General features: G+C 70.4%; 18 protein-coding genes. 9 read left to right on the top strand and 9 right to left on the bottom strand.

Annotated elements, in window-relative coordinates:
* Positions 1 to 77: 77 nt before the first annotated feature.
* Both ppdK and MQN93_RS08945 read right to left on the bottom strand, forming a co-directional pair.
* Positions 78 to 2,798: a pyruvate, phosphate dikinase gene (gene ppdK / locus MQN93_RS08950; protein ID WP_242709033.1), complete on the bottom strand. Its 2,721-nt coding sequence runs from the start codon at positions 2,796 to 2,798 to the stop codon at positions 78 to 80.
* 440 nt (positions 2,799 to 3,238) lie between these two features.
* Positions 3,239 to 4,435: an ROK family transcriptional regulator gene (locus MQN93_RS08945; RefSeq protein ID WP_242709032.1), complete on the bottom strand. Its 1,197-nt coding sequence runs from the start codon at positions 4,433 to 4,435 to the stop codon at positions 3,239 to 3,241.
* A 140-nt stretch (positions 4,436 to 4,575) separates the two neighbouring features.
* Here MQN93_RS08945 and MQN93_RS08940 point away from each other — a divergent pair, with 140 nt between their 5' ends.
* Both MQN93_RS08940 and MQN93_RS08935 read left to right on the top strand, forming a co-directional pair.
* A complete protein-coding gene (locus MQN93_RS08940) occupies positions 4,576 to 6,513 on the top strand; it encodes an amylo-alpha-1,6-glucosidase (RefSeq protein ID WP_242709031.1) in 1,938 nt (645 codons plus the stop codon).
* 222 nt (positions 6,514 to 6,735) lie between these two features.
* Positions 6,736 to 8,565: an LTA synthase family protein gene (locus MQN93_RS08935; RefSeq protein ID WP_372504320.1), complete on the top strand. Its 1,830-nt coding sequence runs from the start codon at positions 6,736 to 6,738 to the stop codon at positions 8,563 to 8,565.
* 224 nt (positions 8,566 to 8,789) lie between these two features.
* Here MQN93_RS08935 and dusB read toward each other — a convergent pair whose 3' ends face one another.
* Both dusB and MQN93_RS08925 read right to left on the bottom strand, forming a co-directional pair.
* Positions 8,790 to 9,923, bottom strand: coding sequence for a tRNA dihydrouridine synthase DusB (gene dusB / locus MQN93_RS08930; RefSeq protein ID WP_242709030.1), 1,134 nt, complete (start codon positions 9,921 to 9,923; stop codon positions 8,790 to 8,792).
* 65 nt (positions 9,924 to 9,988) lie between these two features.
* Positions 9,989 to 10,864: a helix-turn-helix transcriptional regulator gene (locus tag MQN93_RS08925; RefSeq protein ID WP_242709029.1), complete on the bottom strand. Its 876-nt coding sequence runs from the start codon at positions 10,862 to 10,864 to the stop codon at positions 9,989 to 9,991.
* A 102-nt stretch (positions 10,865 to 10,966) separates the two neighbouring features.
* On the opposite strand from MQN93_RS08925, the gene MQN93_RS08920 reads away from it, so the two are divergent.
* Together MQN93_RS08920 and MQN93_RS08915 are read left to right on the top strand one after the other, a co-directional pair.
* Positions 10,967 to 12,412, top strand: a complete 1,446-nt coding sequence (locus MQN93_RS08920; RefSeq protein WP_242709028.1) for an MFS transporter — start codon at positions 10,967 to 10,969, stop codon at positions 12,410 to 12,412.
* Positions 12,413 to 12,505: 93 nt separating this feature from the next.
* Entirely contained in the window at positions 12,506 to 13,951 is a 1,446-nt protein-coding gene (locus MQN93_RS08915) for an MFS transporter (protein ID WP_242709027.1), read from the top strand.
* A 98-nt stretch (positions 13,952 to 14,049) separates the two neighbouring features.
* Here the strand turns inward: MQN93_RS08915 and MQN93_RS08910 are convergent, their stop codons facing one another.
* Positions 14,050 to 14,958, bottom strand: a complete 909-nt coding sequence (locus MQN93_RS08910) for a helix-turn-helix transcriptional regulator (protein ID WP_242709026.1) — start codon at positions 14,956 to 14,958, stop codon at positions 14,050 to 14,052.
* A 101-nt stretch (positions 14,959 to 15,059) separates the two neighbouring features.
* Between MQN93_RS08910 and MQN93_RS08905 the strand changes: the two genes are divergently transcribed.
* The 3 genes from MQN93_RS08905 (at position 15,060) to MQN93_RS08895 (ending at position 18,119) form a co-directional block, all read left to right on the top strand.
* Entirely contained in the window at positions 15,060 to 16,487 is a 1,428-nt protein-coding gene (locus MQN93_RS08905) for an MFS transporter (protein WP_242709025.1), read from the top strand.
* A 179-nt stretch (positions 16,488 to 16,666) separates the two neighbouring features.
* Positions 16,667 to 16,876 (top strand): hypothetical protein, encoded by a 210-nt coding sequence (locus MQN93_RS08900; protein WP_016435378.1) that lies wholly within the window; start codon positions 16,667 to 16,669, stop codon positions 16,874 to 16,876.
* An 85-nt stretch (positions 16,877 to 16,961) separates the two neighbouring features.
* Positions 16,962 to 18,119 (top strand): serine hydrolase domain-containing protein, encoded by a 1,158-nt coding sequence (locus MQN93_RS08895; protein ID WP_242709024.1) that lies wholly within the window; start codon positions 16,962 to 16,964, stop codon positions 18,117 to 18,119.
* Here MQN93_RS08895 and MQN93_RS08890 read toward each other — a convergent pair whose 3' ends face one another.
* Together MQN93_RS08890 and MQN93_RS08885 are read right to left on the bottom strand one after the other, a co-directional pair.
* Entirely contained in the window at positions 18,120 to 18,710 is a 591-nt protein-coding gene (locus tag MQN93_RS08890) for a TetR/AcrR family transcriptional regulator (protein WP_242709023.1), read from the bottom strand. It abuts the gene before it with no gap.
* Positions 18,711 to 18,735: 25 nt separating this feature from the next.
* Complete coding sequence (locus tag MQN93_RS08885; protein WP_242709022.1) at positions 18,736 to 19,746, bottom strand: aldo/keto reductase; 1,011 nt, start codon at positions 19,744 to 19,746, stop codon at positions 18,736 to 18,738.
* A 174-nt stretch (positions 19,747 to 19,920) separates the two neighbouring features.
* Here MQN93_RS08885 and MQN93_RS08880 point away from each other — a divergent pair, with 174 nt between their 5' ends.
* Positions 19,921 to 20,967 carry a chitinase gene (locus MQN93_RS08880; RefSeq protein ID WP_016435374.1) on the top strand — a complete coding sequence of 349 codons (1,047 nt, stop codon included), beginning with the start codon at positions 19,921 to 19,923 and terminating at the stop codon, positions 20,965 to 20,967.
* Between the two features lie 4 nt (positions 20,968 to 20,971).
* Here MQN93_RS08880 and MQN93_RS08875 read toward each other — a convergent pair whose 3' ends face one another.
* A complete protein-coding gene (locus MQN93_RS08875; protein ID WP_016435373.1) occupies positions 20,972 to 21,583 on the bottom strand; it encodes a LysE family translocator in 612 nt (203 codons plus the stop codon).
* 187 nt (positions 21,584 to 21,770) lie between these two features.
* On the opposite strand from MQN93_RS08875, the gene MQN93_RS08870 reads away from it, so the two are divergent.
* On the top strand, positions 21,771 to 22,475 hold the full coding sequence (locus MQN93_RS08870) for a hypothetical protein (protein WP_242709021.1): 705 nt from the start codon (positions 21,771 to 21,773) through the stop codon (positions 22,473 to 22,475).
* Positions 22,476 to 22,544: 69 nt separating this feature from the next.
* Here MQN93_RS08870 and MQN93_RS08865 read toward each other — a convergent pair whose 3' ends face one another.
* Complete coding sequence (locus tag MQN93_RS08865) at positions 22,545 to 23,927, bottom strand: glycine--tRNA ligase (protein WP_016435371.1); 1,383 nt, start codon at positions 23,925 to 23,927, stop codon at positions 22,545 to 22,547.
* Between the last annotated feature and the right edge of the window lie 131 nt (positions 23,928 to 24,058).

The raw sequence follows: 24,058 nt of genomic DNA, 5'->3' as shown, positions 1-24,058 counted from the left end.
CCATCGGTCTTGAGGGTCGGGGACGGGCGGCGGCTCCGGGGTTCGGGGGCCGTGGGGGCCGGCCCTGGCAGTAGGGGCTACCGGTGGTCGCTGCCCTCCGACTGGGTCGCCGCGCGCCCCGCCTCCAGGCGGGCCACCGGGATGCGGAACGGGGAGCAGGAGACGTAGTCGAGGCCCACCTCGTGGAAGAAGTGGACGGACTCCGGGTCGCCGCCGTGCTCGCCGCAGACGCCGAGTTTCAGATCGGGGCGGGTCGCCCGGCCCGCCTTCGCGGCCAGTTCGACCAGCGAGCCCACGCCGTCCTTGTCGATCGTCTCGAAGGGGCTGACACCGAAGATCCCCTTCTCCAGGTACGCCGTGAAGAAGCTCGCCTCGACGTCGTCCCGGCTGAAGCCCCACACAGTCTGGGTGAGGTCGTTGGTGCCGAAGGAGAAGAACTCCGCGGCCTCCGCGATCTGTCCGGCGGTCAGGGCGGCGCGCGGCAGCTCGATCATCGTGCCGATCGATAGCTTGAGCTTCGTGCCCGTGGCCGCCTCCACCTCGGCGATGACCCGGTCGGCCTCCTCGCGGACGATCTCCAGCTCCTGGACGGTGCCGACGAGCGGGATCATGATCTCGGCTCGCGGGTCGCCCTTGGCGGCCTTGCGCTCGGCCGCGGCCTCGGCGATGGCGCGGACCTGCATGGTGAACAGGCCGGGGATGACCAGGCCCAGGCGGACGCCGCGCAGACCCAGCATCGGGTTCTGCTCGTGCAGCCGGTGCACGGCCTGCAGCAGCCGCAGGTCGTTCTCGTGGGACTCCTCGCGGGACTCCGCGAGCGCCACGCGCACCGACAGCTCGGTGATGTCCGGCAGGAACTCGTGCAGCGGTGGGTCGAGCAGCCGGACCGTCACCGGCAGGCCGTCCATCGCCGAGAACAGGTCGACGAAGTCCTTCTTCTGCAGCGGCAGCAGCGCCTTCAGGCTCTCCTCGCGCTCGTCCTCCGTGTCGGCCAGGATGAGGCGCTCGACCAGTTCCCGGCGGTCGCCGAGAAACATGTGCTCGGTACGGCACAGTCCGATGCCCTGGGCGCCGAAGCGACGGGCGCGCAGCGCGTCCTCGGCGTTGTCCGCGTTGGCGCGCACCCGCAGCCGGCGCTTGCGGTCGGCGAACGCCATGATCCGGTGCACGGCCTCGACGAGTTCGTCGGCGTCGTTCGCGCCCGCGTGCATCCGGCCCTCGAAGTACTCGACGACCGGGGAGGGGACCACCGGGACCTCGCCCAGGTAGACCTTGCCGCTGGAGCCGTCGATGGAGATGACGTCGCCCTCTTCCACCACGCGCCCGCCGGGGACCGTCATCCGGCGGCGCTTGGTGTCGACCTCCAGGTCCTCGGCGCCGCAGACACAGGTCTTGCCCATGCCGCGCGCGACGACGGCCGCGTGGGAGGTCTTGCCGCCGCGGCTGGTCAGGATGCCCTCGGCGGCGATCATGCCGTCGAGGTCGTCGGGGTTGGTCTCGCGGCGGACCAGGATGACCTTCTCGCCGGACCGCGACCACTTGACGGCGGTGTACGAGTCGAAGACGGCCTTGCCGACCGCCGCGCCTGGCGAGGCCGCGATGCCCCGGGCGACCTGCTCGGTCTTCGCCTCCTCGTCGAAGCGCGGGAACATCAGCTGGGCGAGCTGCGCGCCGGTGACCCGCTGCAGCGCCTCGGTCTCGTCGATCAGGCCCTGGTCCACGAGCTGGGTCGCGATACGGAAGGCCGCGCCCGCCGTCCGCTTGCCGACGCGGGTCTGCAGCATCCACAGCCGGCCGCGCTCGATGGTGAACTCGATGTCGCAGAGATCCTTGTAGTGGTTCTCGAGCGTCCGCATGATCTGCATCAGCTGGTCGTACGACTTCTTGTCGATCTGCTCCAGCTGCGCGAGCGGCACGGTGTTGCGGATGCCCGCGACGACGTCCTCGCCCTGGGCGTTCTGCAGGTAGTCGCCGTAGACGCCCTGGTGGCCGGAGGCGGGGTCGCGGGTGAAGGCGACGCCGGTGCCGGAGTCGGGGCCGAGGTTGCCGAAGACCATGGAGCAGACGTTGACGGCCGTGCCGAGGTCGTGCGGGATGCGTTCCTGGCGGCGGTAGAGCTTGGCGCGGTCGGTGTTCCAGGAGTCGAAGACCGCCTGGATGGCGAGGTCCATCTGCTCGCGCGGGTCCTGCGGGAAGTCCCGGCCGGCCTCCTTCTTGACGATCTTCTTGAAGGTGGTGACCAGCTTCTTGAGGTCGGCGGCCTCCAGCTCGGTGTCGACCGTGACCTTCTTGGCGTCCTTGGCCTTGTCGAGGGCCTCCTCGAAGAGCTCGCCGTCGACGCCGAGGACCGTCTTGCCGAACATCTGGATGAGGCGCCGGTAGGAGTCCCAGGCGAACCGCTCGTCGCCGGCCTGCTCGGCGAGGCCCTTCACGGACTTGTCGGAGAGCCCGATGTTCAGGACGGTGTCCATCATGCCCGGCATGGAGAACTTGGCGCCGGAGCGGACGGAGACCAGGAGCGGGTCGTCGGCCTGGCCGAGTTTCTTGCCCATCCGGGCTTCGAGGGCGTCGAGGTGCGCACTCACCTCGTCACGCAGTGCCGCCGGCTCCTGGCCGCTGTCCAGGTAGACCTTGCAGGCTTCCGTCGTGATCGTGAAGCCGGGGGGAACGGGGAGTCCCAGGTTGGTCATCTCGGCGAGGTTCGCGCCCTTGCCACCCAGGAGGTCCTTGAGGTCCTTGTTTCCCTCGGTGAAGTCGTAAACGAACTTCGCTACGTGAGGATCTTTGTTTTCCGACACGGTCTCGACTCCCTCGAGGACGCGGTGGCTGCCCTGACGGCGAGGAACATACCCAGATCGAAGGCGTCTGGGTACGTCTGCTCACGCGTCATGCTCCTGTAACCACTCGTCCGCCAGCGGATCGAAAGTCAAAGCTTGGCAAGCGCTGACGCGCCGATGTTTTCACTTCTTGAACGCAACGACCACCCACAGACCGGTTTTCGCGCTCACCTGAGCGGCCTTAAGCCCGTCTGATTTCGATCGATGAACGATCAAGGGGTGGCACCCAGTGCCACCCCTTGGAGAAGTGCAGCCGCTCAAGATCCGCTCATCTGAGCGTCACCCTTATCAAGGGTGGCAAGAATCACGCTCCCACAGACGGCCGGATACCACCATACGGACGGCCCACGAGACGAAGAGCGGGTGCGAAACCCAGGACGAAACGCACCCGAAACGCGGGGTCACACGCCCATCGCCCGCAACCGCTCCTCCACCCGTTGTGGGGCATACAGGTACTCCACGACCAGCGCCCCGGCCCCCACCAGCCCCGCCCGCTCCCCCAGCCGCGAGGTCACCACCTCCAGATGGGCCGTGGAGCGGGGCAGCGCCCGCTGGTACAGCAGCTCGCGGACCCCCGTGAGGAAGGCAGTTCCGGCCAAATCCCCCGCGATCATCAGTACGCCGGGGTTGAGCAGCGTGACGACGGTCGCCAGCACGTCGCCGACCTGCCGCCCGGCCTCCCGCGCCAGCCCGAGCGCCTCGGGGTGCCCGGCCGCCAGCAGATCCCGTACGTCCGCGCCGGAGGCCGCGGGCAGTCCGGCCTCCCTGAGCCTGCGCGCGACGGCGCCGCCGCTCGCGACGGCCGCCAGGCAGCCGTGGGAGCCGCACCGGCACAGCGCGTCCGAGCCGACCCGGATGTGTCCGATGTCGCCGGCTCCCCCGTCGATGCCGCGGTAGATCGAACCGTCGACCACGACCCCCGCGCCGATCCCGGTCGACACCTTGACCAGCACGAACGCCGAGCTGTCGGGGTAGCCCGCGCGCTGCTCGCCGTACGCCATGAGGTTCGCGTCGTTGTCCACCAGCACCGGCACGGGCCCCGCGCCCGTGCGGTCGCCGAACGCTCCGGCCAGGCGGGCTCTTATGTCGTAGCCGTCCCAGCCGGGCATGATCGGCGGCTGGACGACCCGGCCGCTCTCGCTGTCGACGGGGCCGGGCACCGCGAGCCCGATCCCGCAGACGGCCTCGGCCGGCCGCCCCGCCTTCTCCAGCAACTGTGCGAACCAGCCGCCCAGTTCACCGAGCACGGCCTCCGGTCCGTCCTCGACGGCGAGAGGGCCGGTGTGCTCGGCGACGATCTCGCCGGTCAGGGAGAGGACGGCCGCGCGGGCATGGCGGGTGTCGAGGTCGCCGGCGAGGACGACGGCGTGTTCGTCGTCGAACTCCAGCGTGATGGAGGGGCGGCCGCCCAGGGGCGAGTCGACCGGGCCGCCCGCGCCCTCGCGCAGCCAGCCCGCCCGGAAGAGCCGGTCCAGGCGCTGGCCGACGGTGGCCCGGGAGAGTCCGGTGGCCTGCTGGAGCGCTCCGCGCGTGGTGGCGCGTCCGCTTCTCACCAGTTCCAGCAGATCGCCGGCGCGAGCTTGGCTACGTTCCGTCATGCGCACCCCCTTGTGCTCATCAAGCCTGCCTTACATATTGAGTTTTGCGTGTTAAAGAGGCGTAACTCTACGATGACCAGGTCCTCCGCAGCATGCGTCCCGCGCACCGTACAGACCTCAGTCAGGAGAGGGGACCTGGGATGACCGACCGACAGCATCTGCTCGTGCACGGCGGGACGTTCGCGGCCGTCGGTGACGGCGGGGACATCAGCGGGGTGCGCGCCACCGGCTCCCCGGACGGGCTGTTCGTGCGCGACGCCCGGCATCTGAGCCGCTGGCAGCTGACGGTCGACGGCGCGGTGCCGCAGACCCTCGCACCGGTCGCGGACGGGGACACGGCCCGCTGCGTCCTGGTCCCGCGCGGCGGACGCCAGGAGCCGCCCGCGTACACGGTCTTCCGCGAACAGGCCCTCGGCGACGGGGCGTTCGTCGAGTCGTTACGGGTGACCAGCAACCGCCCGGTAGCGACGACGGTCCGCCTCGCGGTCACCGCCGACGCCGACTTCACCGACCAGTTCGAGCTGCGCTCCGACCACCGTACGTACACCAAGACCGGCGCTGTCCGCTCCCGCCAAGTCCTGGAGGACGGCGTGGAGTTCGGCTACCGCCGCGGCGAGTGGTGCTCTCGTACGACGGTGACGGCCGAGCCCGCCCCGGACGGCGTCGAGGAGACCGGCACCGGCGCCCGCCGCCTCGTATGGACCCTGGACCTCGCGCCGCACGGCACCGCCGAACTGACATTGCGGGTCGCCGCCCGCCCTCACGGAGCGCCGGGCGAACCACGCGTCCCCGCGTCCCCGGCCGCCGCCATCGACCAACTCCTCTCCCTTGAGGGCGAGTTCGTGCGGGACGTGTCCTTCCCGACCGGCTGGCCCGAACTGGCTGCGGCCTGTGCCCGGGGACTGGCCGACCTCGCCTCGCTCCAGGTCGCCGCGACCGGACCGGACGGCGAGGAACTGCGCGTACCGGCGGCGGGCGCGCCCTGGTTCCTCACCCTGCTGGGCCGGGACGCGCTGCTCACCTCACTCTTCGCCCTCCCCTACCGCCCGCAACTGGCCGCGGCCACGCTCCCCGCCCTCGCGGCCGCCCAGGCCACCGAGACCGGCACGGACCCGGTCTCCCAGCCCGGCAAGATCGTGCACGAGGTGCGCCACGGCGAGCTGGCGCACTTCGGACAGGTCCCGTACGGGCGCTACTACGGCTCCGTCGACGCGACGCCGCTGTTCCTCGTCCTGCTGGGCGCCTACGTCGAGCAGACCGGGGACGCACCGCTCGCGCGCCGGCTGGAGACCCACGCCCGCGCGGCGATCGGCTGGATGCTGGACCACGGCGGGCTGACCTCGCGCGGCTATCTCGTCTACCGCGGCGACGAGGGAGGTCTCGCCAACCAGAACTGGAAGGACTCCCCCGGCGCGATCTGCTCCGCCGACGGCACCCGCCCGAGCGGGGCGGTGATGGCGGCAGCGGCCCAGGGCTACGCCTACGACGCGCTGCGCCGCACGGCGTGGCTCGCCCGCACGGTCTGGGAGGACGAGACCTACGCGGCACTGCTGGAGCAGGCCGCCGGCGATCTGCGTGACCGCTTCCAACGGGACTTCTGGATGCCGGACCGCTCCTTCTTCGCGCTCGCGCTCGACGGCGACGGCCACCAGGTCGACGCCCTCGCCTCGGACGCCGGGCATCTGCTGTGGTCGGGGCTGCTGGACAAGGAGTACGGGGAGGCCGTGGGGCGGCGGCTGCTGGAGCCGGACTTCTTCTCCGGGTGGGGCGTACGGACGCTGGCCGCGGGCCAGGCGGCGTACCACCCGCTGTCGTACCACCGCGGTTCGGTGTGGCCGCACGACAACGCGCTGATCACCCTCGGGCTTGCCCGTTACGGCCTGCACGACGAGGCACGCTCGGTGGCGCACGCCCTGGTGGATGCCGCCACTGCCGCGGGGCATCGGCTGCCGGAGGTGATCGCGGGGTACGGGCGCGGCACGCATGCGGAGCCGGTGCCGTATCCGCATGCGTGCGTACGGGAGTCACGGTCGGCGGCGGCCCCTCTGGCGCTGCTCACTGCCGTCGGGGGCGCCTAAGAGCTCGGTGCGATCGGTTCGTGGGCGGCTAAAGGCTGATCGTGGCTGGTCGCGCAGTTCCCCGCGCCCCTAAAAATTCCTGCACTTAGCGTTTGCCTGGTGTTTGCCGTTGGGCGCTGAACGGGGGTCCGGAAGTGGCCGTACGGACTGGTGGCGGGTCCCAGCCTCCCCAGCGTGGCCCGCCACTCCGCAGCACGGGCCTCGTACGGAAGGACCTTGGGGTTGTCTCAGGACACGAGCACGCGCCAGACGGCTGAGGCGACCGAGCCGCGCGAGCCCAGTAAGGAACTGGTCCTCGCCTCCACGGTGACCGCACCCGCCCCCACCCCGACCTTCCTCTCCCGTCTCCGCGCCCTCCCGCGCCCCCACCCCCGCCGGGCCTGGCGACGCTGGAAGGCCGCGCACCCCAAGCCCGCGCAGGTCATAAGCATCGCGGGAACGGCCGTAGCGCTCGTCCTCGTGGCCGTGGCGCTGGTGATGCCGAACCGGTGGGAGACCTTCCGCACGGCCGAGTTCATCCGGCTGCCCGTCGAGGCGCTGCTCGGGGCGGCCGTGCTGACGGCGCTGCCGCGCAGGCCGAGGCTGGTCGTGGCGGTGCTGTTCGGGCTGATCCTCGGCGTACTGACCGTGCTGAACCTGATGGACATCGGCTTCTACCAGTACCTGGGCCGCGGCTTCAACATCATCCTGGACTGGCCGCTGCTCACCGACGCACAGTCGTACCTGGGCGACACTTTGGGCAAGGGAACGGCCCAACTGGCAGCCGTAGGGGTCATAGTTCTCGTCCTTGCGATCCTGGCCGTGATGGTCCTGGCAGCGATCCGGGTCGGCAACCTGGTGGGCCGCAACCCGGGCCACTCGACCCGGGCCCTCCTCGTCCTCAGCGCCTTCTGGATGGTCTGCGCGAGCCTGAACCTGCAGAACCAGGGCGTCCCCCTCTCCGCCGAACACACGGTCACGATGCTGAAGTACCGCGCCGAACGCGTCAGGGACGCGATCCGCGACGAGGCAGCCTTCGGCAAGACGGCCCGCGCGGACACCTTCGGCGGCACCCCGCCCAGCCAGCTGGTGCCGGACCTGCGCGGCAAGGACATGGTCTTCACGTTCATCGAGAGCTACGGCCGCAGCGCGATCGAGGACCCGGTCGAGGCGCCCGGCGTCGACGCCACCCTCGACGCCCGCACCAAGGCCCTCGCGAGGGCGGGCTTCCACGCCAAGAGCGGCTGGTTGACGTCGGCGACCTATGGCGGCAGCAGCTGGCTCGGCCACTCCACCACGATGTCGGGCCTGTGGATCAACAACCAGAACCGCTACCGGACCGTCACCGCGGGCGACGGCGAACACCTCACCCTCACCAAGGCGTTCCAGAAGACCGGCGCCTTCGACACGGTCGGCATCATGCCGGGTATGCAGAAGGGCTGGCCCGAGGCCAAGTGGTACGGCCTGGACAAGGTCTACAACGCTTTCCAACTCGGCTATCAGGGCCCGAAGTTCAGCTGGTCCACGATGCCCGACCAGTACGCCCTCGAACAGTTCCAGCAGCGCGTCCACAGCAAGAAGCCGGCCGACGGCAAGTCCCGCATGTCCTTCCTCATCCTCACCTCCAGCCACCAACCCTGGGCCCCCATCCCAAAGATGGTCCCGTGGGAAGACCTCGGGGAGGGCAAGATCTTCAACGCGATCCACGACGAGGGCAAGAAACCGGGCGACATCATCACCAACTCACCCAAGTCCCAGGCGGAGTACGGCAAATCGATCCAGTACTCGGTGACGGCCCTGACCGAATGGCTGGAGCGCTACGGCAAGGACAACACCGTCCTCGTCTTCCTAGGCGACCACCAGCCCATAGCCCGAGTCAGCGGCAACCACGCCAACCGCGACGTCCCGATCTCCATAGTCGCCAAGGACCCCAAAGTCCTCGACAAGATCGCCGACTGGAACTGGACAGACGGACTCCGCCCGGCCCACGACGCCCCGGTCTGGAAGATGAGCGCCTTCCGAGACAAGTTCCTGACGGCGTACGGCTCGACCCCACACCCGACGAAGGGCTGACGCAGGGGTCAGCCGCGTACGGCGGGAAGGGGACGGGGCGGGGGTGTCCGCCCGCAGCGGCCGGCGTCAAACACCCCGCACATTCCACCGAGCGGCACCCGCCGGACCGAGGACGGACACCCCCGCCGCGGCCCCGACCCACAACGCACAACAGGCGCGAGGCGAACCCCCACAATCCCGCACAGGCGCCGCAGGCACCCCACCCAGGCGCCGCAGCAAATCACTCAACCGCCAGAGGTATCCAACTCCGCATCCTCCCCAACCCCCGCGCAGTCATACGGATCCTTCAACCACCCATCCGGCAACACCACCCGATTGTTCCCGGACGTACGCCCACGCGGCCCGTCAGCACCAGCAGGCCAAGGCTGATCGAGGTCCAACTCATCAAGCCCAGACCGCAGTTCCCCCAACGACGACGTGACCGCAAGCCGCTTGCGCATCTCACTGCCGACCGCGAACCCCTTGAGATACCAGGCCACATGCTTACGGAAGTCGACAACACCCTTGCTCTCGTCCCCGATCCACTCACCGAGCAACGTCGCATGCCGCACCATGACATCCGCGACCTCCCGCAACGACGGCCGCGCGATGGCCTCCGTACGCCCCTCGAAGGCCGCCACCAGATCCGCGAACAGCCACGGCCGCCCGAGGCAGCCCCGCCCGACCACCACCCCGTCGCACCCGGTCTCCCGCACCATCCGCAGCGCATCCTCGGCCGACCAGATGTCGCCGTTGCCGAGCACCGGAATCTCCGGCACATGCTCCTTCAGCCGCGCGATCGCGTCCCAGTCCGCCGTACCGCCGTAGTGCTGCGCAGCGGTCCGCCCATGCAGCGCGATCGCCGTCACACCCTCCTCCACGGCGATCCGCCCGGCATCGAGAAACGTCAGATGATCGTCGTCGATGCCCTTGCGCATCTTCATCGTGACCGGCAGATCCCCGGCCCCGGACACCGCCTCACGCAGGATCGCCCGCAGCAGATTCCGCTTGTACGGCAGCGCCGACCCCCCGCCCTTCCGCGTCACCTTCGGCACCGGGCACCCGAAGTTCAGGTCGATGTGATCGGCCAGACCCTCCTCCGCGATCATGCGGACGGCCTTGCCGACGGTCGCCGGGTCGACGCCGTACAACTGGACGGACCGCGGCTTCTCACTCTCGTCGAAGTGAATGAGCTGCATGGTCTTCTCGTTGCGCTCGACCAGCGCCCGCGTCGTGATCATCTCGCTCACGAACAGCCCCTTGCCCCCGCTGAACTCCCGGCACAGGGTCCGGAAGGGCGCGTTCGTGATCCCGGCCATGGGAGCGAGCACGACAGGCGGCGCGACGACGTGCGGACCGATGGACAGCGGCTGGGACATCAAGGGACTCCGGGCGGACGTACGAGGGTGATCGAGCAGGGGCAAGCACCCATTGTCGCTCACTCTCAGGCCGGCCCGGCCAGCCCGGCCAGCCGCTCCAGCCGCTCCAGCCGCTCCTCGGTGCACTCGTCCGCCGGCACATAGGCGACCACCCGCTGGGCCGGAGCCTGCGGCGCCAGCCACATGTTGCGGTGCTCCAGACGCAGCAGACCCACACGCGGATGCAAATAGCGCTTGACGTGCGCAACCATCGGCGCGACCTCGTGCCGCTCCCACAGCCTGCGGAACTCCGGCGAGACGTCCAGGAGCCGCTTCAGCCGGGCCTCCCAGACGGGCTCGCCTACATGCTCGGCCATGCTCGCCCGGTACTTGGCGACCAGGTCGCGCAGCATCTCGTCCCGGTCGAGGAAGTCGCGCCGCCAGCGTTCGCTGGTGGTCAGCAGCCACAGACAGTTGCGCTGGTCCGGCGGCAGCTCGGCGGGGTCGCCGAAGACCTGGGCGTAGGGGCGGTTGGCGGCCAGGACGTCGTAGCGGGCGTTCTGCAGGGAGGCCGGATAGGGGGCGAGGCGCTCCACGATCCGCAGGGCCGAGCGGGAGGCGACGGTGCACTCGGCCTCGGTGTGCGGGTCGGAGGTGCCGGCGAGGGCGTAGAGGTGGGCGCGCTCGGCGGCGTCCATCAGCAGCGCGCGAGCGACCGCGTCCAGCACCTGGGCGGAGATATGGGCGGCCCGCCCCTGCTCGATCCACGTGTACCAGGTGACGCCGACCGCGGCGAGCTGCGCGACCTCCTCGCGGCGCAGCCCCGGTGTGCGGCGGCGCGGGCCGCGGGGCAGTCCGACCTGCTCGGGGGTGACGCGCTCGCGGCGGCTGCGCAGGAAGGCGGCCAGCTCACGGCGGCGAACGTCGCGGTCCTGCGCGGGCTCGGGCACTACGGCGGTCATACGACCAGCGTGCCGTGTCCCCGTACACCGGTTCCAGTTGGTGGCAGTACCCGGATCAGCACCATCTGGTACCCGGCTGGGCGCCCCCGCAGGCTCGCTTCCATGACCACCGACTCCCGACCCGACTCCCCGCCCGACTCCCCGCCGGGCGCCCCGACCGCCCTCCCCCACCGCACCCTCACCCCGTGGGGCCTGTTCACCCTGCTCCTCGGCGCCGCGCTGCCGATGATCGACTTCTTCGTCGTCAATGTCGCGCTGCCGACCGTCCGCCACGACCTGGACGTCTCCGCGGCCGCCCTGGAGATGATCGTCGCGGGTTACGCGGTCGCCTACGCCGTGCTGCTCGTCCTCGGCGGCAGGCTCGGCGACACCTACGGCCGGCGTCGGCTCTTCCTGTGGGGCGTGGCCGCGTTCGGGCTGACGTCGCTGGCCTGCGGGCTGGCTCCGGGCGCCTGGTGGCTGGTGGCCGGGCGGGTGGCGCAGGGCGCCGCGTCGGCGCTGATGCTGCCGCAGGTGCTGGCCACGGTCCATGCCACGACCGAGGGCGAGCGACGCGCCCGCGCGGTGGCGCTGTACGGCTCCGTGGGCGGCGTCTCCGTGGTGCTCGGGCAGGTGCTCGGCGGTGTCCTGGTCGCCGCCGATCTCGCCGGCACGGGATGGCGGGCGGTGTTCCTGGTGAACGTGCCGGTCGCGACGGCCGCCCTGCTGGGCGCGGTGCGCACGGTCCCCGACAGCAGGGCCGTACGCCCGGCACACGGCGACCTCACGGGCACTCTGCTGCTGGCCGCCGCCCTGACCGCGCTGCTGCTGCCGCTGACGGAGGGCCGGGCGGCCGGGCTGCCCCTGTGGTCCGTCCTCCTGCTGCTCGCGGCACCAGTGCTGGGCCTGGTCTTCTACGGCGTGCAGCGGCGCGCCGAGGACGCGGGCGGAAGTCCCCTGCTGCCGCCGTCGCTGCTGCACGCCCCCGGTGTGCGCAGGGGGCTGCTTCTGGGAGTGCCGGTGTTCGTCGGCTTCGGCGGCTGGATGTTCGTGAGCGCGGTCGTGCTGCAGCAGGGGCTCGGCTACGGCGCCCTGGAGGCGGGGCTGGCGCTGGTGCCGATGGGGATCGCGCAGTTCGCGGCGTCGGTGCTGGCGCCGCGGCTGGTGCGACGCTGCGGCGGGCGCGCGGTGACCTTGAGCGCGGCGGTGCATCTCGCGGGTCTGGCCGTCGTGGCGGGCACCGCGCTGGCCGTCCCGTGGCCCCGGTTGAGCCCGCTGCTGCTCGCTCCGGGACTGGCGCTGTGCGGCGTGGCGCAGGGGCTGCAGCTGCCGCTGTGCTACCGGATCCTGCTCGCGGCCGTACCCGCGGAACGCGCGGGCGCGGGCAGCGGGCTGGCCGCGACGCTGCAGCAGTCCTGCCTCGCGGTCGGCGTCGCCACGCTGGGCTCGCTGTTCCTGTCGCTGACCCCCGGGCTCGGCATGCGGGACGCGCTGGTGGCCGTCCTCGGGGTGCAGGCCGTGGGACTGGTGGGGCTGGCGGTGCTGGGGCTGCCCTCGCGGCTGCCATGATCCCTCGCGGATGCCGTGATCCCTCGCGGATGCCATGATCTTGTATCGGTCATTAGTTAGACGCACTATCGAAATCGTCGTACAGTGGGAAGCATGCCCGAGCTGAGTCCCCGACGACGACTGCTGGTCCTCGCGATCTGCTGCATGAGCCTGCTGATCGTCAGCCTCGACACCACGGCCCTCAATGTCGCGCTGCCCTCGATGCAGCACGACCTGGACGCCCCGACCTCGGGCCTGCAGTGGACGATCGACGCGTACACCCTGGTGCTGGCCTCGCTGCTGATGCTCGCCGGGTCCACCGGCGACCGGGTGGGCCGCAAGAAGGTCTTCATGTCGGGCCTGATCGTGTTCACGCTCGGCTCGCTGCTGTGCTCGCTCGCCCCCATCCTAGACGCGCTGATCGCGTTCCGCATGATTCAGGCGGTCGGCGGCTCGATGCTCAACCCGGTCGCGATGTCGATCATCACCAACACCTTCACGGACCCGCGCGAGCGCGCCCGTGCGATCGGTGTGTGGGGTGCGGTGGTCGGCATATCCATGGCCGCCGGCCCGCTGGTGGGCGGTCTGCTGGTCGACTCGGTCGGCTGGCGCTCGATCTTCTGGGTCAATCTGCCGGTGGGGCTCGTCGCCCTGCTGCTGACCCTGCGCTTCGTCCCCGACTCCCGCGCCCCCAAGGCCCGCCGCCCCGACCCCGTGGGCCAGGTCCTGGTCATCGTCCTGTTCGGCTCGCTGACGTACGCGATCATCGAGGCCCCGGACTCCGGGGTCGGCTCGATCCTGCCGTTCGCGGTGGTCGCGGCGCTCGCTCTGGCCGGGCTGCTGTGGTACGAGCCGCGGCGCGACGAACCCCTCATCGACCTGCGCTTCTTCCGTTCCGTGCCGTTCAGCGGGGCGACGGTGATCGCGATCAGCGCGTTCGCCGCGCTCGGCGGGTTCTTGTTCCTGTCGACGCTGTATCTGCAGAACGTCCGGGGGCTGAGCGCGCTGCACGCCGGGCTGTGGATGCTGCCGATGGCCGTACCCATCGTCCTGTGCGCGCCGCTGTCCGGGCGGCTGGTCGGGAACCGGGGGCCGCGGCTGTCGCTGGTGATCGCGGGGGTCGCGATGACCGTGAGCGCGGTGCTGTTCGCGGCCTTCGACGCGGAGACGTCCGACGTCACGCTGTTCATCGCCTACGTGGTGTTCGGCATCGGGTTCGGGTTCGTGAACGCGCCGATCACCAACACGGCGGTGTCCGGGATGCCGCGGGCGCAGGCCGGGGTTGCCGCGGCGGTCGCTTCGACGAGTCGGCAGTTGGGGCAGACGCTGGGGGTTGCCGTGGTGGGGTCGGTTCTGGCGTCGGGGGTGGGGGCGTCGTCGTATCGGTCGGCGTTCGTGTCGGCTTCCGTGCCGGGGTGGTGGGTGTTGGTTCTGTGCGGGGGGCTGGTGCTGGTGTTCGGGGCGGTGACCAGTGGGCGGTGGGCTCGGCGTACCGCCGAGCGGACTGCTGAGCGGCTTGAGGCTGTTGAGGTGCGTGAAGCGGCTGGGGTCAGCGCGTAGGTCTCGGGGGCCGCGCGTAGTTCGGCGAGTGCGGGTCCGTGGGGGCTGGTCGCGCAGTTCCCCGCGCCCCTAAAAGCTTGCAGTCACGTCCCGCGCCCCTAAAGGCCTGCAGGGCTCCTCTCCAGGGCTATCTGCTGTAGCTTCTCCAGGCGTTGCCAGGACTCGTCGTCCGCCGGGGCGTACGTGACGATGCGGGGGCCCAGTTCGGGGCCGAGCCAGAGGTCGGTGTGGTCGACCGTGATGCGGCCGACGTAGCGGTTGTCGAAGAGTTTGCGCTTGGAGCGGTGGGCGATGACCTCGTGGCGGTCCCACATCTCGCAGAAGTCGGGGGACTCGGCGCGCAGCCGCTTGAGGAGCATCTTCCAGCCGGGCTCGACGAGATGACCCGCCATCGAGGCCCGGAAGCGGGCCGCCATCGTTCGCTGGGCCTCTTCCAGGTGCACGATCGAGGAGCGCCACTCGTCGTTCGTGTACGACAGGACCAGGCAGTTGCGGCCCTCGGCCGGTACCGCGTCCAGGTCGCACAGCAGCAGGCCGTAGGTGCGGTTGTAGGCGAGGATGTCGTAGCGGCTGTTCTGCACACAGGCGGGGACGGGCTCCAGCTGTTCCAGGACGGCCCGCACCCCGGGTGTGATGGAGGGGCAGATGGTGGCCGGAGTGGGGTCCACCTGACCGGCCAGCTGGAAGAGGTGGGCGCGCTCGCTGGGGTCGAGGAAGAGCGTGCGGGCCAGGGAGTCCAGGACCTGGACCGAGACCTGGATGTCACGCGCCTGCTCCAGCCACGTGTACCAGGTGACGCCGACGGCGGCGAGATGCGCGACCTCCTCGCGGCGCAGGCCCGGGGTGCGGCGCCTGCTGCCGCGGGGCAGACCGACCTGTTCGGGGCTGATGTGCTCACGGCGGTGCCGCAGGAAGGCGGCGAGCTCGTGCCGTCGTACCGAACCGGCGTCCTTCGTCGCAGGGGGGTTGTCGGTGCCTGCCGGCCGATCCTGCGCCATGGTCGTCATGCCCCCAGCCTGCCGCCGCGCGGACCCTGTTTCCAGGTACTCCTTCTACCAGGATAAGAAGACTCTGGTACCAGTCTGCGGACGACCGCAGGCTCGACGGCGTGACCGAAACCATCACTTCACGCACCGTCCGATCACCGGCCGCGCCACCCACGCTCGGCGGCCTCGGACTCTTCACCGTGCTGCTGGCCGCGGCACTCCCTCTCATCGACTTCTTCATCGTCAACGTCGCCCTGCCCACCATCGGCCAGGACCTGCACGCGAGCGAGGCCGTGCTCGAACTCGTCGTCGCCGGGTACGGGCTCGCGTACGCCGTCCTGCTCGTCCTCGGGGGACGGCTCGGCGACCTGTTCGGGCGGCGCCGCTTCTTCCTCGGCGGCATGGCCGCCTTCGGCCTGACCTCGCTGGCCTGCGGGCTCGCGCCCAGCGCCTGGACCCTGGTCGCCGCGCGGGTCGCGCAGGGCGCCGCCGCTGCCGCGATGCTGCCGCAGGTCCTCGCCACCATCCAGTCGGCCACCGCGGGACAGCGGCGGGCGAAGGCCATGGGGCTCTACGGTGCCACGGCCGGCCTGTCCATGGTGGCGGGCCAGATCCTCGGCGGGATCCTGGTGGCCGCCGACGTCTGGGGCACCGGCTGGCGTTCGGTGTTCCTGGTGAACGTCCCCGTGGTCGTCGTGGGCCTGGTCCTGGCCGTCCGCGGCGTGCCCGAGACCCGCTCCCAGCACCCCGAGCCGGTGGACGGACCCGGCACCGTCCTGCTCACCGCGACCCTGCTCGCGCTCCTCGCACCGCTCACCGAGGGCCGCTCGGCGGGCTGGCCGCTGTGGACGTGGCTGTCGCTGGTGGCGTTCCCGTTCGTGGCGGCGGCGTTCTACGCGGTCGAGCGCCGGGCGGACCGGCAGGGCCGTACGCCACTGGTGCCACCGAGTCTGTTCGCGCTCGCCTCGCTGCGCCGCGGGCTGGTGATGATCGTCCCGTTCTCCGTCGGCTTCAGCGGGTTCATGTTCGTGATCGCGGTCGCCCTGCAGCGGGGCGCGGGGCTCGGGCCGGTACCGGCGGGGCTCGCGCTCGCGCCCATGGCCGTCGTCTTCTTCTTCGTCTCGCTCGCGGGACCGCGTCTGGTGGCCCGGTACGGCACCCGCGTGGTGACCGCCGGTGCGCTGATACAGGGGCTCGGAGTCGGGCTGATGGCGCTGGCCGCCTGGCGTTCCTGGCCGGACCTCGGCCTTCTCGAACTGCTCCCCGGGGCGGCGCTCGCCGGCGCGGGCCAGGCGCTCCAACTGCCCATCGTCTTCCGGGTCGTGCTCTCCGAGGTGCCGCCCGCCCGGGCCGGTGTCGGCAGCGGCGTGATGATGACCACCCAGCAGTCGGCCCTGGCGCTCGGTGTGGCGGCCCTGGGCACCCTCTTCCTCTCCCTGGTTCCGAGCACCGGCATGCGCGACGCCCTGATCACGACCCTGCTGGTCCAACTGGCCTGTGTGGCCCTGACCGGTCTGCTGAGTCTGCGGCTGCCGCGGACGATCGGCTGACGGGCGGTTTGCCGCGGGTTTGCCGCGCTTCTTCCGGACTGGAGCGGATCGCGTCCCGCAAAGCCCCACCGAACGACCCCGCTTTCCCCACATGACGCAGAACTCCCACCGAACTCACGCGCCAGGAGCCCCTGTTGATGTTGGTCTTGCTGCACACTCCTAGCCGGAGGCGAGACATCATGCTGCAGACAGGTACGAGCAAGGTGAGCCGCTGGGACCAGCACGGGCGGGAACACACCGTCCGGGTGCTGCGCAAAGGGCCGCAGCGCACGATCAGATGCGACACCTGCGGCTGGCGCAAGGGCGCGCAGTTCCTGCCCTGGCTGAAGGCCGAGGAGCATCTGGCGGAGGCGCACCAGGCGACGGTGGATCCGTCGACGGAGGAGTAGGCGCCCCCTCGGCCGATGACTTTTCGCCGCGGTTGCGGTCGTAGATCGGTAAGCCGTACGACGACCACGCCACGGAAGGCCGGCCATGAGCACTCTGTACGAAACCCTGCAGCGCCACGTGGACGAGGGCACCGCGCCCGGGGCCGTGGCCCTGGTGGCCCGCGGCGACGACGTCGAGGTGGTGACCGTCGGTTCGGTGGACACCGACGGCACCGCCCCGATGGCCCGGGACTCGATCTTCCGGATCGCCTCGATCACCAAGCCGATCACGGCCGCGGCGGTGCTGATGCTGATCGAGGACGGCGTGCTCGGACTGGACTCACCGGTCGAGGAGTGGCTGCCGGAGCTGGCGAAGCCGATGGTGGTGCGCACGCCGTCGAGCCCCGTCGAGGACGTGGTCCCGGCGGCCCGTCCGATCACGGTCGAGGACCTGCTGAGCTCGCGCACCGGCTGGGGCTTCCCCGCCGACTTCGCGCTCCCCGCGGTGCAGTCGCTGTTCACGGTGCAGAAGGACGGACGCGCGCTCGGGTCCTGGCCCGAGGCGGGCGCCTGGCTGACCCTGCTCGCCCAGGTGCCGATGCTGTACCAGCCGGGCGAGGCCTGGCTCTACGGCACCTCGTCCGACCTCCAGGGCATCCTGGTCGCCCGCGCCGGCGGCCGTGGTCTGCCCGACTTCCTCGCGGAGCGGATCTTCGAGCCGCTGGGCATGACGGACACGGCGTTCGCGGTGCCGCCGTCGAAACGGCACCGCTTCACCTCGGCGTACTCGACGAACCCGGACGGCAGCCTGGACCTCTTCGACGCCCCGGACGGCGAGTTCAGCAGCGTGCCCGACTTCCACTCGGGCGGCGGCGGCCTGGTCTCCACGGCCGACGACTGGCTGTCCTTCGCGCGTCTGCTCCTGAACTCCGGCACCACCCCGGACGGCCACCGGCTCCTGTCCCCCACCTCGGTGAGCCGCATGACCACGAACCACCTCACGGCGCAGCAGCGCGCACGCGTCCCGCTCTTCCTGGAGGGCCAGGGCTGGGGCTACGGCGGCCAGGTCGACGTCACCCCGACCGACCCCTGGAACGTCCCCGGCCGCTACGGCTGGGTGGGCGGCACCGGCACCACGGCCCACCTCGTCCCGCCCACACGAACCATCTCCATCCTGCTCACCCAGGCAGCCATGCAGAACCCGACACCTACGCCTCTGATGAGGGACTTCTGGAGGTACGTGGCGGACGGCCCGCGCAGCTGACTAGCCCCGCAACCCCTTCACCAGCAGATCCATGACCGCCTCGAACTCCTCCTGCACACCCGGCCGTTCCCACTCCTTGGCGTAACCCGGGTCGTGGAAGAAACCGGTGGCCTGGAAGAGGGCTCGGGCGGTGGTCTCCGGGTCGTCGACGGTGAAGGCGCCGGATGCGACTCCGGCTCGTACGATGTCGGTCAACTGGCCGGTCAGGTCGCAGATGTGGTCGTTGACCACCTCGCCGGACTCGCCGACCAGCACCGTGTACGTAGCGAACAGTTCGGGGTCGAGGCCCGCCTTGCGGCGCTTGGCCGCGAAGAGGGTCGCGAACCACTCGCGCACCCGGTCCTCCGGGTCCAGCCCGGTGTCCGCGGCGACGGCCGCCAGTACCTCCGTCGTCCGGTCCAGCCAGCGCTTGGTCACCGCCTCCCGCAGCGCCGCCTTCGTACGGAAGTGGCGGTAGACGCTGCCGTGGCTGACGCCGAGCGCACGGGCCACGTCGACCACGGTGGCCTTCGCGGGGCCGTGGCGGCGCAGCACTTCCTCGGTGGCGGCGAGGATGCGCTCGGCGGTCAGGGTCTCGGTGGTCGCAGGCATGCCTAGACGGTACCCGGCACCGGATTCAGCGTTCGCTGTCGAGCATGGCCATCTGCGCGGGGGCGTACCGCTCACCGGCCGCCGCGTCCGCCGGTACGGCGGCCTCGATGGCGGCGAGGTCGTCCGCGTCCAGGGTCACGTCCAGCGCGCCCAGCGCCTCACCGAGCCGCTCGCGCGTGCGGGCGCCGACCAGCGGCACGATGTCCTCGCCCCGGGACAGCACCCAGGCGATGGCGATCTGCGCGACGGAGACGCCCTTCTGCTCGGCGATCTTGCGCAGCGACTCGACCAGGGTGAGGTTGTGCTGCAGGTTCTCCCCCTGGAAGCGGGGCGAGTGGGCGCGGAAGTCGTTCTGCGCGTACTGCTGCCCGGGCGTGACGTGCCCCGAGATCAGCCCGCGGGAGAGCACACCGTAGGCGGTGACGGAGATGCCCAGCTCGCGCAGGGTGGGCAGGATCTCCCGCTCGGGGCTCCGGGAGATGAGCGCGTACTCGATCTGGAGGTCGGCGATCGGGGCGGTGGCGGCGGCCCGGCGGATGGTGTCCGCGCCGACCTCGCTGAGCCCGATGTGGCGGACGTATCCCTGCTCGACGAGTTCCGAGATCGCGCCGACGGTCTCCTCGATCGGCACGTTCGGGTCGAGCCGGGCGGGGCGGTAGACGTCGATGTGGTCGACGCCGAGCCGCTGCAGGGAGTAGGCGGCCCAGGTCTTCACGGCGGACGGGCGCGTGTCGTAGCCGAGCCACGCGCCGTCCGGACCGCGGTGGGCGCCGAACTTCACACTGACCAGCGCGTTCTCCCGCAGGGCGGCCGGGGCGGTGCGCAGGGCCTCGCTGATCAGCAGTTCGTTGTGGCCCATGCCGTAGAAGTCGCCGGTGTCGAGCAGGGTCACGCCGGCCTCCAGGGCGGCGTGGATGGTGGCGATGGACTCGGCACGGTCCGCCTCGCCGTACATGCCGGACATGCCCATGCAGCCGAGGCCGAGGGCGGAGACCTGGGGGCCGGTGGTTCCGAGGTTTCGCGTCTGAATCGTCATGGGATCCACCTTGGCATGACAGCTGACAGATTTCAATATCTGTCAGCTGTCATCACCGGCCAAGAGAGCGTTCCCGCACTCGCCAAACTGGTCCAGACCTATTGACGAAAGGTCTGGACCGCTGCACTGTCATGCCTACGACACCTCACCGCACCCCCCACCGGGAGGCCTCGCATGATCCGCCGCGCCTTGAGCCTGCTCACCGCAGCCGTCGCGACCGCCTGTCTCACCCAGCTGCCCGCCGCCCCCACCGCCTCGGCCGCCGACACCTGCGCCGTGAAGTCCAAGCCGGCCGGCAAGGTCCTGCAGGGCTACTGGGAGAACTGGGACGGCTCCGCCAACGGCGTCCATCCGCCCTTCGGCTGGACCCCGATCACCGACTCCCGTATCGCCGCCCACGGTTACAACGTGATCAACGCCGCCTTCCCCGTGATCCGCTCCGACGGAACGGCCCTGTGGGAGGACGGCATGGACTCGGGCGTGAAGGTGGCGACGCCCGCGGAGATGTGCGCGGCCAAGGCGTCCGGGCAGACGATCCTGATGTCGATCGGCGGCGCGACGGCCGGCATCGACCTGGGCTCCACCGCCGTGGCGGACAAGTTCGTCGCGACGATCGTCCCGATCCTGAAGAAGTACAACTTCGACGGCATCGACATCGACATCGAGACGGGCCTGACCGGCAGCGGCAGCATCGGCCAACTCTCCACGTCCCAGGCCAACCTGATCCGCATCATCGACGGCATCCTGGCCCAGATGCCGTCCGACTTCGGCCTGACCATGGCCCCGGAGACGGCCTACGTCACCGGCGGCAGCGTCACGTACGGCTCGATCTGGGGCGCCTACCTGCCGATCATCAAGAAGTACGCCGACAACGGCCGCCTGTGGTGGCTGAACATGCAGTACTACAACGGCAGCATGTACGGCTGCTCCGGCGACTCCTACTCCGCCGGCACCGTCGAGGGCTTCACCGCCCAGACCGACTGCCTCGACAAGGGCCTCGTGGTGCAGGGCACGACGATCAGGGTGCCCTACGACAAGCAGGTCCCCGGACTGCCCGCGCAGTCGGGAGCGGGCGGCGGCTACATGTCCCCGTCCCTGGTCTCCGAGGCCTGGAAGCACTACGGCACTTCACTCAAGGGCCTGATGACCTGGTCGATCAACTGGGACGGCTCGAAGAACTGGACCTTCGGCGACAACGTCAAGTCGCTCCAGGGCCGTTGAACCGCTAACGCGGTGTCAGCGCCAGCTTCGCGCCCAGTGCCACGAACGACCCCGCGAAGCTCCGCCGCAGCCACGCCATCACACGCGGCCGCGCGATGACGTGGCTGCGCACCGACGCCGCGAGAACGCCGTACGCCGCGAACACGACGAAGGTCGCCAGCATGAACACCCCGCTGAGCGCGAGCATGTGCGGCAGCGCGTGCGGTGCGGAGGGGTCGACGAACTGCGGCAGGAACGCGAAGAAGAAGATCGTCAGCTTGGGGTTGAGCAGGTTGATCAGCACGCCCCGCACGATCACACGCCCGGCCGAGAGCGGCGCGGCATCCTCCTCGACGTCGATCGCCTGCTTGTCCCGCAGCGTGGCCCACGCCATGTACAGCAGATAGCCCACGCCGGCGTACTTGAGGACCTGGAAGGCGGCGGCGCTCGCGTTCAGCAGGGCGGCGAGCCCGGTGACGGTGGCCAGTACATGCGGCACGATCCCGAGGGTGCAGGCGAAGGCCGCGACGACGCTCGCGCGGCGGCCGCGGGACAGCCCGGCGGCGAGGGTGTAGACGACACCGGTGCCGGGGGTGGCGACGACGACCAGGGTGGTCAGGAGGAACGCGAGGCTCATGGGACCACTCTGCGGATGGGGTGGCCGGGCCTACAGGTCCAATCTCGGGCCCGTATCGGGGACCAATGATCGAGCACCCGAGATCGGGGGTCACCCATGACCCTGACACGGGGTCAGGGGCGGCTCAGGGGTGGGCAAGGGAGATCCCTGTTACCGCGCGGGTGTATGTGACGGCACGCTGAGTGACATGAAGATCACCGCATTGCTCGCCGTCGGCGCCCTCGCCGCCGTCCTGGTCACCGGTGCGACGGCCCTCCCGGCCGCGGCCGAACCGCCCCCTCCCGCCTACGACTTCAGCGACTGCCCCGCGCTCCCGCCCGGCGTGGACCCCGCCGAGTGGAAGTGCGAGGTGATGACCGCCACGGGTTCGCTGACCCTCGGCCGCACCACCCTGCCCGAGTTGTCACCCATCACCATCACCCACGCCGAGGGCCCCCTGCCGGACGGCGGTGAGGGCCAGGTCTTCGGCGCCCTGCGGGGAGCTCCCACGGCCGTTCCGGGCCACCACCGCATGTCCCTGCGCCCGGAGTACGGCGGCCGCTCGGACTTCTACTCCGTCGGCAACAACCTCGGCCTGTTCACGATGCGCTTCCGCGTCCTCGACCCGCTGCTGCCGCACGGCTGCACGATCGGCAAGGAGACCCCGATCGAGCTCCGCCTCCAGCGCAAGGGCGATTCGGAGTGGGTCTCGCAGGACCCGCCGGTCATCAGGTTCGACGCCTACGACGACACGTTCACAGCCCCTCGGGCAACGGGCTGCGGCCCCCTGAACCCCCTGGTCAACCACCGGCTCGGCCTCCCGAGCCGCACCGGCAACACGATCGAGCTGTCGGCGGTGTACACCTTCAGGACGTACGACACCCTGGACATACCGAACGCCGGAGGGAACTGACCGAGGTCGGTCCCGTCCGGCGTTCGACGGCGTGTGCCGCAGGGGCACGGGCAGAGGCGGGGGCGGGCGTCAGCTGCCCAGCAGGCGCCCGGCCAGGTACCCCTCGATCTGGTCGAGGGAGACCCGCTCCTGCTTCATGGAGTCACGCTCGCGCACGGTCACGGCGTTGTCGTCGAGCGTGTCGAAGTCGACCGTGACGCAGTACGGCGTGCCGATCTCGTCCTGGCGACGGTAGCGGCGGCCGATGGCGCCGGCGTCGTCGAACTCGATGTTCCAGTTCTGGCGCAGCGCCTGGGCGAGACCCTTGGCCTTGGGCGACAGCTCCGGGTTGCGGGACAGCGGCAGGACGGCCACCTTCACCGGGGCGAGCTTGTGGTTCAGCCGCAGCACCGTGCGCTTCTCCATCTTGCCCTTGGCGTTCGGCGCCTCGTCCTCGACGTAGGCGTCGAGCAGGAAGGCGAGCATCGCGCGGCCGACACCGGCCGCGGGCTCGATGACGTACGGCGTCCAGCGCTCGCCGGCCTCCTGGTCGAAGTAGGACAGGTCCTGGCCGGAGGCCTTGGAGTGGGCGTTCAGGTCGTAGTCGGTGCGGTTGGCGACGCCCTCCAGCTCACCCCACTCGTTGCCGCCGAAGTTGAAGCGGTACTCGATGTCGGCGGTGCGCTTGGAGTAGTGGGAGAGCTTCTCCTTCGGGTGCTCGTACCACCGCATGTTCTCCTCCCGCAGGCCGAGGCCGGTGTACCAGTTCCAGCGCTGCTCCATCCAGTACTCGTGCCACTTCTCGTCCTCGCCCGGCTTGACGAAGAACTCCATCTCCATCTGCTCGAACTCACGGGTACGGAAGATGAAGTTGCCGGGCGTGATCTCGTTGCGGAACGACTTGCCCATCTGCGCGATGCCGAACGGCGGCTTGCGGCGCGAGGTGGTCTGCACCTGGGCGAAGTTGGTGAAGATGCCCTGCGCGGTCTCGGGGCGCAGATAGGCGATCGAGCCGCTGTCCTGCGTGGGGCCGAGGTGCGTCGAGAGCAGACCCGAGAACTGCTTGGGCTCGGTGAACTGGCCCTTGTTGCCGCAGTTGGGGCAGTTCACGTCCGCCAGGCCGTTCTCCGGCACGCGGCCGTGCTTGGCCTCGTAGGCCTCCTCCAGGTGGTCCGCGCGGAACCGCTTGTGACAGGAGGTGCACTCGGTGAGCGGGTCCGTGAAGGTGGCGACGTGGCCGGAGGCGACCCAGACCTCGGGGGCCAGGATCACGGACGAGTCGATACCGACCACGTCCTCGCGCGAGGTCACCATGTAGCGCCACCACTGGCGCTTCAGGTTCTCCTTGAGCTCGACACCGAGCGGCCCGTAGTCCCAGGCGGCCTTCGTGCCGCCGTAGATCTCACTGCTGGGGAATACGAAGCCACGGCGCTTGCTCAGGCTGACGATGGTGTCGATCTTGTCGGCGGCCACGGTGCTCTCTTCATTACGACGACGGGCGAGGAAGCGAGACGCTTCAGAGCGAATGCTTCAGGGTACCGGCGGGGGCTCCCCCTCAATCAAATCGGTCCGCCTTACCTGCCGCGCAGGCACCCCTCACCCAG

This window comes from Streptomyces spinosisporus (genome assembly GCF_022698145.1).
Lineage (GTDB): Bacteria > Actinomycetota > Actinomycetes > Streptomycetales > Streptomycetaceae > Streptomyces > Streptomyces spinosisporus.
This window is presented reverse-complemented; position numbering and strand designations above follow the sequence as displayed.

Excerpts from the sequence above, each read along its gene's own strand:
- MQN93_RS08945 (WP_242709032.1), bottom strand. The coding sequence starts at position 4,435 with ATGACGGAACGTAGCCAAGCTCGCGCCGGCGATCTGCTGGAACTGGTG.
- MQN93_RS08940 (WP_242709031.1), top strand. The coding sequence starts at position 4,576 with ATGACCGACCGACAGCATCTGCTCGTGCACGGCGGGACGTTCGCGGCC.
- dusB (WP_242709030.1), bottom strand. The coding sequence starts at position 9,923 with ATGTCCCAGCCGCTGTCCATCGGTCCGCACGTCGTCGCGCCGCCTGTC.
- MQN93_RS08925 (WP_242709029.1), bottom strand. The coding sequence starts at position 10,864 with ATGACCGCCGTAGTGCCCGAGCCCGCGCAGGACCGCGACGTTCGCCGC.
- MQN93_RS08920 (WP_242709028.1), top strand. The coding sequence starts at position 10,967 with ATGACCACCGACTCCCGACCCGACTCCCCGCCCGACTCCCCGCCGGGC.
- MQN93_RS08915 (WP_242709027.1), top strand. The coding sequence starts at position 12,506 with ATGCCCGAGCTGAGTCCCCGACGACGACTGCTGGTCCTCGCGATCTGC.
- MQN93_RS08910 (WP_242709026.1), bottom strand. The coding sequence starts at position 14,958 with ATGACGACCATGGCGCAGGATCGGCCGGCAGGCACCGACAACCCCCCT.
- MQN93_RS08900 (WP_016435378.1), top strand. The coding sequence starts at position 16,667 with ATGCTGCAGACAGGTACGAGCAAGGTGAGCCGCTGGGACCAGCACGGG.
- MQN93_RS08895 (WP_242709024.1), top strand. The coding sequence starts at position 16,962 with ATGAGCACTCTGTACGAAACCCTGCAGCGCCACGTGGACGAGGGCACC.
- MQN93_RS08890 (WP_242709023.1), bottom strand. The coding sequence starts at position 18,710 with ATGCCTGCGACCACCGAGACCCTGACCGCCGAGCGCATCCTCGCCGCC.
- MQN93_RS08885 (WP_242709022.1), bottom strand. The coding sequence starts at position 19,746 with ATGACGATTCAGACGCGAAACCTCGGAACCACCGGCCCCCAGGTCTCC.
- MQN93_RS08880 (WP_016435374.1), top strand. The coding sequence starts at position 19,921 with ATGATCCGCCGCGCCTTGAGCCTGCTCACCGCAGCCGTCGCGACCGCC.
- MQN93_RS08875 (WP_016435373.1), bottom strand. The coding sequence starts at position 21,583 with ATGAGCCTCGCGTTCCTCCTGACCACCCTGGTCGTCGTCGCCACCCCC.
- MQN93_RS08870 (WP_242709021.1), top strand. The coding sequence starts at position 21,771 with ATGAAGATCACCGCATTGCTCGCCGTCGGCGCCCTCGCCGCCGTCCTG.